The following is a 9968-nucleotide window of genomic DNA, read 5'->3' on the forward strand; positions in this document are numbered from 1 at the left end:
GTTGGCTTTAGCCAAAACCTACCGCAGTGAAACATTATTTCTCCGTCCAATATTTCTTTTTTAAATGTTCCGTTTTCAGGATGTCACAACCTAAAACGAATACCCTGTACACTGGTCTTTCAATGCCATAATACGGAATTTGGTCTTCAAAGTATTCTATGTTCATGGAGTCTAATTTATTTTTCAGGTCGGTAATTTTACCAATGTCCGCTGAAAAACCGATACAATGAGTTTTCGCCCATTTGTCCGACTTAATCAGGTTAAAAGCATGCGCTGTGATTTCTTCTTCAGTCTTAAAAGTCTCCAGAGTTTGCTTTTGTCCGCGCTCCGTATAATACCATGTAAAATGATCGCCGGATTGTTCGATTCCCAACCCTTCATAAATAGGGTTTCCGTTGATCGAATAACTGTTGAAATTAAAACAGTGTTCTTTCATCCAGTATTCAAGTTCAGATATCGTCTTTGGTGTATCGCTATCCATTTCTATATTTTTTTTAGTATCTGACATTAGCAAGATCATCATGCTTAAGACAACAATAGCAGTTAGACTATACTTCCATAAAGCTATGAAAACAAACCACCCCGTCAAAAATTCTTTGAATTTTCGCCACCAATGCCTCATTGTTTTATATATAATAAAAGAAATCGGCCAATCTCATTCCTCGATTTCCACCGGAGGGGAATTTAAAAACACTCCCATACACCCATTCATTACCCTCCTCAATTCCCCTCCTTCGGAGGGGTGGATTAATTTTCGGGGAAAATTAAGACGGGGTGGTTAGATTAGAGAATTTAGTCTAAATCTATAGCATCGGATTTAGTTAAGGCTTATTGAATTGCTCCAAAATATTTTTTTAGATCTGGACTTTTTTTGTTCATCAATTTGTTCAAATATACTTTTTTCTAATGCCCAATTGGTATGAATAATCGTTAATCCAATTTTTACATGGTTAAAATTTTCAAGGGCATTTTTATCTTTGAGAATTAAGAATTTGTATTCAATTTTTTCATTGGGTTTTAATTTTATTTCTCCCGGGAAATTACTGTCACAACCTAAAACATCCAGTATTTGTAACTTTTCAGAATTAGTCTTTAGAAAAGCTCCGAAACTACAGGTGTACATATCGAAACCGTAAGTTTTGTCTGAAGTATTTTTAATTTCTAATTTCACGCTGTACCCAATTTTATTTGGCTTATAAGCTCTTATCATAAGATTGTTTTCAGCAGTGATTTCTTCAGAGTTTAATTTTAAATTGAGTTCTAAAATTTCATTAGAGATCTTCTGTTTTTTCTTACATGAAAAACACAACAATAAAATGAAAAATGCAATTGAATATTTTAAAAGTTTCATTAAAATTTAATTTTCATATGGCCGATAACTTTTCGTGTTGTGAGAATTTGAATTTTTGATATCTGATTACAAATAAAGTTTCGGATTGTAAATCCTCGCGTCAAGGTCAGAAGTTTAAAATAATTTTTAACTGATTATCTTTTCCAATTTTCATGATCGTACATGAAAATAACCGATTCCTTACTATTAACAGCTATTCCACTCTTTTTATTTGGAATCCATTTTATTTTTTTTACAAAATTAAGTGCTCTTTCATTAAATTCTTTAGCAAATTTTTTATTATAGGGTTGTTTGAAAGAAGAATGTACTTTTAATTTTTTTAACTCACCATTAACTGTTAATATAAATTCTACTTCAGTCCACGAATATAAATCATCTTCTTTTCTGTGAATATAGGATGGAGGATAGATAAATGTTTTAAAGTAATCTTTGTCATATTGTTCTAAAAAATCATCTAAATTTTTAGTAAACGGGTAAATGGAATGGTTTCTATCGCAATCAGATGACGGAAATATTTTATTAATATTTTTTTTTACATAGGCTTTCTCTGCTTCAATTCTTTTCTCTGTAATAAAATCTTTTCCAAATTTTCGCTCTATTTCTTGGTTCATTAAATCACCATAACAAAATTGTTTATCTGATGGAGCTGTACAAAAAATACCTTGGGACATTGTTTTTATATTATATTTACTTAATATAGAATCTAATTCCGTGTCACTTTCATACATTTCTACCATTCCTTTTGGAATAACAAATGTAAGTTGGCCATTACTAATTTCTTCTTTTGCAATTTTTGTCTGAACAAAACAAATTGAATCCCACATTTTATATTCTATTTCTAAATATTTTGCAATTTCAATACTGTCAGTATTGCTTATTTGTGCAAATGAATTTGTCGCCAGGAAAGAGAGAAATATTATTATAAAATTTATTATTTTCATATAGTTACAGCTAATGGTCAGTATGTTAGAGAAGTGATTTATTAGTTTATTTAATTCTTTTTCACCCTCCCCAACGCTACAAAGATAGCGATAAGAAGGATAAGAATATTGATTCAAACTAAAACAGCCTCTGTCTAAGTTTCTAACTCAAATTCCCCATCCAACACACCTCCCAACACATTCCACCACCTATCCCGCCACGTCCGTCACAAGTCCGGCGCGGTTATTCACGCCTCTGATGACATCATGAATGCCTCCGGATACGTTATACAACCTGTCCGGACACGTAAAAGACCTATCCCGACAGGTTGAAAGACCACTCCGAACCCGTCCGGAACCTGTTGCGACTCCTTGCACAACCTCGCCCGACCATTAAACAACCTCTCTGGATGGGTAAAAGAGCCCTCCGAACCTGTGATCAACGTATCGGGAACTGTAAACAACGTCTGCGGATGATGACACAACCTCTTTAGGGATGTACAAAAGTTTAAGTAAAATCATAAAAAACCCCTCCATGAATGGAAGGGGCGATTTTTGGTTGCTGTTTTATTTTTTCTCTTCAGGCGGATCCGTAGGACCCGTACTTTTTACAAAGAACTGTTTCAGGTCTTTATATTTGTTCTCAAATCCCGGTACCGTAGTTCCCGCTTTGTAAGCGGTATACGAATAATCCATCAGCGCCGACTGGTAATTGTCGAAATCATGCAGCGTTTTCGCATTGTTGAGCCGGGTGATAATGCTTTCGAGCCTGCTGATCAGCGCTTCCATAGCATTGCGGGAGCTGTGGTCCTTGTTGAATTCGTTCCAGTCAACCTCCGGCGAACTTAAGTTAGGCTGGCTCTGGTTGTAATCGAAGACTTTGTTTACAAAAAGTTTGTTCTGCTCATTGATGCTTCCGTAGCGTTTACGGTCATCGGGTGAAAGGTTAATTGTGATTTCAGCAAGGGCTGTTTCCAGGGCCGTGATGGCATCCTGTGCGGCAGTGATCTTTGCACTGCTCAAATGGGTGGAGTTTAAATTTGTTAATCCCATCATTTTGATTTTAAAGTTAATATATTAAGAGTATTAAAATCGTGTGTTTTTTTATAGAAACGAAGGTAACAAAAAATTTTAAAAAGAGAAAAATGAAATGAAATCACAGCAGCACTTGCGAAAATATACCAGGAGATACCTATAGCAAAAAGCTGATAGAAATATCAATAATAATATTTCTATCAGCTATTTTAAAAAGATACAGGAGAATGCTGTATTACCCCATTGAATGAAACCCTACCTTGTTTCCTTCTGTGTCGATAAAAAGTGCAATAAAGCCATTGTTACCAATAGAAGTTTTCGGCAGAATAACGGTTCCGCCGGCACTTTCTACTCTGCTTAACGGAACAGAAAGATCATTTCCGCCGTCTAAGTATACCGTTGTGCCGGTCATGGCAGGGGCAAAGTTTTCGCCGCTGGCAATTGCTCCGCCAAATCCGCCTTTTTGGGGATCAGACGGTAAATAGGCATATTGCATATCAGGATTGGGGTCGGCATGAATGTGAGCATCTAAAACTTTTGCATAAAAAGTCACTGCTCTTTCGAAATCTGTAGCTGGTATTTCAAACCAATTGAGAGTATTTACCATTTTTTTATTAAATTTTAATTGAGTGTTTATTTTTTTTATTTTTAAGGGAATCAGCACAATTTTTACCTGTTGTTTTTCCTGTTTTCCATTTGCCTGTATGCTTAGTCAGCATCTTTTAAAGGAAGGTTTTGCCCGAAACTGACAGTATTTCCGGAAGATGCCTTTTAGGATTTAGCCGTTAAGAAATCATGCAAATACAGGCATCACCAAGTGATCAATCTGATTCTTTGCAGTGCTTATTTTCTCCTCAGCGTCAAACAGAAGCCCGGAAGCATCGATAATCTGGACATCCTGAATACCCAACGTCCGCCACAAATGCGTCAAATACGGAGTTGCGAAATCCTTCTCGCTGCCTATGGCGGTGCCCCCGCTGGTAAAGAGGATATAAACGCTGCGGGCGCGGAGTAAGCCTTGCGAAACGCCGTCAACGTATTCAAAGGTGACACCAAGACGACTGACATGGTCAACGTATGCCTTAAAAGTAGAGGGAATGGTCCAGTTGTAGACCGGCATGCCGAGGACTACTACGTCAGCGGCTAACAGCTCAGCCACCATTTCGTTAGAAAGCTGTATCGCAGCCTGCATAGCCGGAGTTGGATTTTGCATGGAATACAGACTGCCATTAACGAAACCTTCTGTCGGGAGTGGCAGGTCTGCCGCTAAATCCCGGGTCGTAACCTTAGCCTCGTGATATTCCCGCAACAGGCGATCCACCAGGTGGTCGGTCAGGTTTCGGGATACTGAATCGGCGTGACGCGAGCTGCTGTCTATACGCAGGATTTCAAGAGGGCGGATGTGAGCGTTATTAATCATGATAAAAAGAATTTAAATGAAATAATTGATTTTTTATTATTCGTTAGTTTTAATTAATTTTGTAGTGCAAATATTCAGAGTTAAAATAAATAAAACAAGTAGGACGTTTAAAATGTGTAAGTATGAAAAATGATACTAATGTTGACAATCAGGAAGATAAAAATGAAAAAAAATTTGTTTTTGATGAAGAATCCTGTCCGGTAACTGCAACAATGCAGGTTTTAGGTGGAAAATGGAAAGCCATTTTAATTAATGCGATCTATCATACCTCACCTGCACGATTTGGGGAATTGAAGCGTAGTGTAAAGGGCATTACCCAATCAATGCTTACTCAGCAGTTGAGAGAATTGGAAGAAGATGGGCTGATAAGCAGGAAAATTTATGCTGAAATCCCGCCACGGGTTGAATACACGTTAACCGATTTTGGACTTACCCTGTCGCCAATAATGCAATCAATGGCGAATTGGGGGAAAGAATACAGAATGAAAAAGCAAAATGCGTGATGGGCTAAATTTTCTATTTTGTCATCATACTTTCATATTCAAAAAAATTGTCTCAACATCCATCAAAATTCTTTCGGATTTTCGCCGCCTCATTGTTTTATAAAAGAATCAGCGAACCTCGTTCCTCAATTTCCGAAGGAGGGAATTTAAAATACAATCCCATCACGCAGAAATTCCCCTCCCTTGTAGGGGTGGATTAATTTTCAGGGAAAATTAAGACGGGGTGGTTAAATAGAATCATGAAGATTTCAGGCTAAAACATGTGGTGGATTGCAATCCGCGCTTACGATGTTTTGAAAAGTTACGGATAATAGGAAGAATTAGAAAAAATTACAACATCGCCCAAAAAAAGATTGTAGATTCGCAGTATTGAATTTTATTTCAAATGATTATGAAACTCAATTTCAAAAATAACAGAGTCAGAAGAATGTTAATCTCATTGGTTGTTATTGCAGCATTGGTGCTTGCCTTTGTATTTTATCAGAAAAAAGTACGGTATAATCTGGTAACGATTTCAGAAAACAAGGTTTACAATTCAGGGGCTGTTCCTCCGGAAAAGCTGGCGGATTTCGTAAGCGATCATAAAATAAAGACCATCGTCGATTTACGCGACGGTCTGGTACGGACCGCTTTAAACCCCGAAACAAAAAAGCAGGTCAATGCCGAAGAATTTGCAGCCGATAAAATTGCAGGTCTTCATTATTTTAATTTACCCACCGACCAGATTCCTCAGGACAGCACGGTGCAGAAATTTCTTAAGATTATGGACGATCCCAACAATTATCCTGTTTTGATCCACTGTCACCACGGGGTGGGGCGTTCCCGTTTATTTAGTTCTATTTACAGGATCGAATACGAAAACTTCACCAACGAAAAAGCCAGGGAAAATGCCCGTTTGTTCTGGGAATTCGGAACCAATTTTTCAAAAAATTCTGAGAAAGGAATCTATCTTACCAATTATAAGAAAAGGGAAATACAGAGCAATTAGTAAGAATGGACTTTTCTCCAAAGATCATCTGAATATAAACGGTTTACGGGCCAGGTTTAAAATTTAGTAAGGAATCTAACGTAACCACCCCGTCAAAAATTCTTTCGAATTTTCGCCACCCCTCCAAAGGAGGGGAATCTCTCGTGTTTAAATGTGTGGGAGAGGGGTGGATTAATTTTCAGGGAAAATTAAGACGGGGTGGTCAGCTGGAATCATCAAAGATTTCACCCTAAATCAATCGCGGATTTGTATCTTTGTCCCATTGAAAATAAAAGTATGAGTATTCACATTAGTGCCAATAAAGGAGAAATAGCCAAAGTCGTATTGCAGCCGGGAGATCCGCTCAGGGCGCAGTTTATCGCCCAAAAATATCTTGAAAATGCAGAACTGGTAAGCAAAACAAGAGGCATATTCTATTATACAGGTTTTTATAAAGGGAAAGAAATCACCGTAGGAGCCAGCGGAATGGGCTTTCCGAGCATCGGGATCTATTCTTTCGAGCTATTCACGGAATATGACGTAGATACCATTATCCGAATAGGAACCTGCGGAGCATACAGCACCGATCTCCAGCTTTTTGATATTCTAAATGTGGAAAATGCCGCCAGTGAAAGTACCTATGCCAGGTACGCCTGGGAAATAGAGGACGAGATCCTTCCGCATCAGGGCAGTATTTACAGTACCATTAACCAGACGGCAGAAGAGCTTTCCCTGAAAACAAAATCCATCAACGTGCACAGCAGCGATATTTTCTACAGAAAAGATCCTGCGGTACCGGCCATTGCTGCAAAATACAACTGTCCGGCTGTGGAAATGGAGGCTTTCGGATTATTTGCCAATGCTCAGTATTTAGGGAAAAATGCGGCAACGGTTCTTACGGTGACAGACATTATTCCGACCCACGAGAAAATTTCTGCAGACGAAAGAGAAAGAGCACTGAAGCCCATGATGGAACTTGCTTTGGAATCTGCATTGAAAAGTTTATAAAACAGATCAGCAGACGATATTCTGAGATGCTCAGAATGGTAGAAGCGGTCTCAATAATTAAAATAATTTACATTTGTCATTGTGAAGAGTGAAGAATCTTTCAAATTAATTTGTCTGGATTTTTCATTCTTCAAAATGACATTTTTTTTAGGCTAAAGAAAACTGAATGATAGTGGCATTAAGATTTTTATTGTCAATAAGGTATCTGATCAGGTTGAACCACTTTTTACAGTGATCCAGAATCCATGCATCCGAAGAAATAACAATCTCTTCGCGTTCAGCCAGAAACTGATCGGGATTAAATTCCAGTGACGTTTCCCAATCAAGTTTTCTTTCCTGTGCAAATTCCGCAATAAACTGACAGATTCGTCCGCTGTTGGATACCGGTCTGTCAAAGATCCAGCAAAGCTTCACGACACCGCAATGTTGAAAAAAAGAAGCAGCCAGCTCTAAAGAATGAAGCGTTTGGTTTACCCTTTTGTAAGTGCCGTGAACCCCGGAAAGATCACGAAAACATCCGTCCAACCCTTCAAAAATATAAGCTCCGGAAAGCATGCTTTCCAAAAGGATTAATACATTAAAGCCATCCATATAAATGGTTTTCCCTTTCAGATCTTCAGCTTTGGATTCTTTTGATTTCCGGTTCAGCATCTGATCCTGCGATGCAGAAGCACCTCTGATTGCCTGAATCTGCCTTGTTTTCAGTCGGTAACGGTTTCCTGCCAGTTCGGAAGATGCTTTTTCGGGATACCCTCGTGAAAGCAAATAATGCATATCCTGAACAGCCGTTCTCAGTGTGCCAACCTGCTTTTCTGATCCGAATAAACTGTCGTCGGATGTATTTTTACCGCGGTTTCTGTGGTTCATGTTCAAATGTAATATAAAATGCTTACATTTCCTTTCTGATAGACAGAATTTGATTAAATTTACGTCAATAATCCGCATTCGTTTAGAGACATAACTAAAAACAGGTATGAATAAAAAAAATGCCACCATCTATGATATTTCGAAGAAGCTTAACGTAAGTGTGGCAACTGTTTCGAGAGCGCTGAACAACCATCCCAGAATAAGCCAGGCAACAAAAGACCTGGTGAACAAGACGGCCAAGGAGATGAATTATAAGCAGAACAATCTGGCCAAAGCTTTAAAGAGCGGGGAAACCAAAAATGTAGGCATCATTGTTCCGTTTGTGAATACGAATTTCTTTTCCTCCGTAATCCGCGGAATAGAAGAGGAGCTTTCCCCTTTCGGATATCATGTCATCATCTGCCAGAGCCACGAAGATGTTAATATTGAAAAAAAGCACCTCAACACATTGTTGAATGCACAGGTTGACGGGATCTTTATGTCGGTTTCCAGAACAACCATCGATACGGCACATATCAGGAATATACTGGATACTACAAATACTCCCATTATTTTTTTCGACCGTAAAAAAGATATTTCCGGAATAAGTACCGTAACCATCGACGATTACCGTGGTGGATATATAGCAACCGAACACCTCATCAAAGAAGGATACAAAAACATCTGCCATTTTTCAGGGGATCTTAATCTTGAGATTTACCAGAACCGTTTAAATGGTTACAAACAGGCTTTGATCGATCATAATTTTCAGGTAAAGGAAGAAAATATCATCATGACGGGCAGTTCTATAGAAGCCGGAATCGAAGCGATTAAAACCCTTTGGGACCGAAAATCTATTCCGGACGCAATCTTTTCGGCCAGTGATTTTGCGGCATTAGGAGCTTGCCAGGAATTGAAAAAGAAAAAAATTAAAATTCCACAGGAAGTTGCGGTGATCGGTTTTTCCAATGAACCTTTTACTCAGTTTATGGAGCTGCCGATCAGCTCCGTAGATCAGACTCCGGTGATGATGGGAAAAATGGCAGGCCAGGTTTTCATTGAAAGCGTAAAAGAGAACGGAACCGGTATTTCCATTGAAAAGAAAGTTGTTCTGGCTCCTCAGCTGTATATCAGGAAATCTTCCAAAAGAAAATAATTTTCTGTTTATTTCCCAATCATTATTCAACGACATGATGCAACCCAGATTCCCTTTTTTAGATACTTTATTTCTTCTCCGTAACGATGAATGCATCACGATTTTTACAGATATTCATGAAATATCAGCAAAAGAGATCAGCGATACGGCAGATTACCTGGAATCCGAATTCGAAAAAGAAAGGCTTGAATTTCAGTCCAACCAAATCGACTTTAACAAGGAAGCTGCTGTCTGGGCTGCAAAAGTGCTGTATCACAGTGCGCAATTGTATCTCGTAAGAAAAGATACTTCCAAAGACCTCCGGAAGCTGATCCCCGAGTATACAGGCAAAAGAGATGTTTCTTTCCTGTTATCCGCAGATTTATCCTTACGGTTTTTGCCGCAGATCATTACTGCTTTATATGATGCAGACCCGGAAGATCCTTTAATCAGGATGCTGGAGAATATCCTTCAAGAATTTCATTATTCAGCCGTAGGATTTGATGCAGAACTCGGTAATATCAATTGGGAAGAAGAATTAAAGGATAAAACCTACCGAAAATTATATCTGGAAAGAATTGTAGAAAAAAGATCTTATCAACTTGCAGAGATTCCCTATATCAATCAATTGTTAATTGCTGAATTTGGCATTTTTAAAGATATTTATTGGAAAGAATTAAAAATAATAGAAAACTAACTTCTGTATTTCTTGCTAATTGAAAAAGTTTATGCTGAGCCTGCCAAAGTAAATTTGCGAACTTAGAAACAGTTAGTAGTTAAAAT

Annotated in this window: 12 protein-coding genes; 5 read left to right on the plus strand and 7 right to left on the minus strand. The window is 38.2% G+C overall.

Features of this window, described 5'->3' with window-relative positions:
* Positions 1 to 34: 34 nt before the first annotated feature.
* From HHL20_RS16760 to HHL20_RS16785, 6 genes are all read right to left on the minus strand, one after another.
* Positions 35 to 481, minus strand: coding sequence for a hypothetical protein (locus HHL20_RS16760; protein WP_169232328.1), 447 nt, complete (start codon positions 479 to 481; stop codon positions 35 to 37).
* Positions 482 to 817: 336 nt separating this feature from the next.
* Positions 818 to 1351: a hypothetical protein gene (locus HHL20_RS16765; protein ID WP_169232329.1), complete on the minus strand. Its 534-nt coding sequence runs from the start codon at positions 1349 to 1351 to the stop codon at positions 818 to 820.
* 134 nt (positions 1352 to 1485) lie between these two features.
* Positions 1486 to 2292 carry an energy transducer TonB gene (locus HHL20_RS16770; protein ID WP_169232330.1) on the minus strand — a complete coding sequence of 269 codons (807 nt, stop codon included), beginning with the start codon at positions 2290 to 2292 and terminating at the stop codon, positions 1486 to 1488.
* A 546-nt stretch (positions 2293 to 2838) separates the two neighbouring features.
* A complete protein-coding gene (locus tag HHL20_RS16775) occupies positions 2839 to 3324 on the minus strand; it encodes a hypothetical protein (protein WP_169232521.1) in 486 nt (161 codons plus the stop codon).
* A gap of 217 nt (positions 3325 to 3541) precedes the next feature.
* A complete protein-coding gene (locus tag HHL20_RS16780; protein WP_169232331.1) occupies positions 3542 to 3913 on the minus strand; it encodes a VOC family protein in 372 nt (123 codons plus the stop codon).
* Between the two features lie 186 nt (positions 3914 to 4099).
* The gene (locus tag HHL20_RS16785) at positions 4100 to 4726 is read right to left on the minus strand and encodes an FMN-dependent NADH-azoreductase (RefSeq protein ID WP_169232332.1); all 627 of its coding nucleotides are present in this window, start codon (positions 4724 to 4726) and stop codon (positions 4100 to 4102) included.
* Between the two features lie 122 nt (positions 4727 to 4848).
* On the opposite strand from HHL20_RS16785, the gene HHL20_RS16790 reads away from it, so the two are divergent.
* The 3 genes from HHL20_RS16790 to deoD all read left to right on the plus strand — a co-directional run bounded on the left by HHL20_RS16790 (position 4849) and on the right by deoD (position 7204).
* Positions 4849 to 5229 (plus strand): winged helix-turn-helix transcriptional regulator, encoded by a 381-nt coding sequence (locus HHL20_RS16790; protein WP_169232333.1) that lies wholly within the window; start codon positions 4849 to 4851, stop codon positions 5227 to 5229.
* A gap of 391 nt (positions 5230 to 5620) precedes the next feature.
* A complete protein-coding gene (locus HHL20_RS16795; RefSeq protein WP_169232334.1) occupies positions 5621 to 6217 on the plus strand; it encodes a dual specificity protein phosphatase family protein in 597 nt (198 codons plus the stop codon).
* Between the two features lie 276 nt (positions 6218 to 6493).
* Positions 6494 to 7204: a purine-nucleoside phosphorylase gene (gene deoD / locus HHL20_RS16800; protein WP_169232335.1), complete on the plus strand. Its 711-nt coding sequence runs from the start codon at positions 6494 to 6496 to the stop codon at positions 7202 to 7204.
* Positions 7205 to 7351: 147 nt separating this feature from the next.
* Here the strand turns inward: deoD and HHL20_RS16805 are convergent, their stop codons facing one another.
* A complete protein-coding gene (locus tag HHL20_RS16805) occupies positions 7352 to 8071 on the minus strand; it encodes a DUF434 domain-containing protein (protein WP_169232336.1) in 720 nt (239 codons plus the stop codon).
* 106 nt (positions 8072 to 8177) lie between these two features.
* On the opposite strand from HHL20_RS16805, the gene HHL20_RS16810 reads away from it, so the two are divergent.
* Complete coding sequence (locus tag HHL20_RS16810) at positions 8178 to 9206, plus strand: LacI family DNA-binding transcriptional regulator (protein ID WP_169232337.1); 1029 nt, start codon at positions 8178 to 8180, stop codon at positions 9204 to 9206.
* A 34-nt stretch (positions 9207 to 9240) separates the two neighbouring features.
* Entirely contained in the window at positions 9241 to 9882 is a 642-nt protein-coding gene (locus HHL20_RS16815) for a hypothetical protein (protein ID WP_228463215.1), read from the plus strand.
* The last annotated feature ends 86 nt before the right edge of the window (positions 9883 to 9968 follow it).

Origin of the sequence: Chryseobacterium cheonjiense (assembly GCF_012927265.1) — a bacterium.
GTDB lineage: Bacteria > Bacteroidota > Bacteroidia > Flavobacteriales > Weeksellaceae > Chryseobacterium > Chryseobacterium cheonjiense.

Excerpts from the sequence above, each read along its gene's own strand:
- HHL20_RS16760 (WP_169232328.1), bottom strand. The coding sequence starts at position 481 with ATGGATAGCGATACACCAAAGACGATATCTGAACTTGAATACTGGATG.
- HHL20_RS16775 (WP_169232521.1), bottom strand. The coding sequence starts at position 3,324 with ATGGGATTAACAAATTTAAACTCCACCCATTTGAGCAGTGCAAAGATC.
- HHL20_RS16785 (WP_169232332.1), bottom strand. The coding sequence starts at position 4,726 with ATGATTAATAACGCTCACATCCGCCCTCTTGAAATCCTGCGTATAGAC.
- HHL20_RS16805 (WP_169232336.1), bottom strand. The coding sequence starts at position 8,071 with ATGAACCACAGAAACCGCGGTAAAAATACATCCGACGACAGTTTATTC.
- HHL20_RS16770 (WP_169232330.1), bottom strand. The coding sequence starts at position 2,292 with ATGAAAATAATAAATTTTATAATAATATTTCTCTCTTTCCTGGCGACA.
- HHL20_RS16795 (WP_169232334.1), top strand. The coding sequence starts at position 5,621 with ATGAAACTCAATTTCAAAAATAACAGAGTCAGAAGAATGTTAATCTCA.
- deoD (WP_169232335.1), top strand. The coding sequence starts at position 6,494 with ATGAGTATTCACATTAGTGCCAATAAAGGAGAAATAGCCAAAGTCGTA.
- HHL20_RS16780 (WP_169232331.1), bottom strand. The coding sequence starts at position 3,913 with ATGGTAAATACTCTCAATTGGTTTGAAATACCAGCTACAGATTTCGAA.
- HHL20_RS16765 (WP_169232329.1), bottom strand. The coding sequence starts at position 1,351 with ATGAAACTTTTAAAATATTCAATTGCATTTTTCATTTTATTGTTGTGT.
- HHL20_RS16810 (WP_169232337.1), top strand. The coding sequence starts at position 8,178 with ATGAATAAAAAAAATGCCACCATCTATGATATTTCGAAGAAGCTTAAC.
- HHL20_RS16790 (WP_169232333.1), top strand. The coding sequence starts at position 4,849 with ATGAAAAATGATACTAATGTTGACAATCAGGAAGATAAAAATGAAAAA.
- HHL20_RS16815 (WP_228463215.1), top strand. The coding sequence starts at position 9,241 with ATGATGCAACCCAGATTCCCTTTTTTAGATACTTTATTTCTTCTCCGT.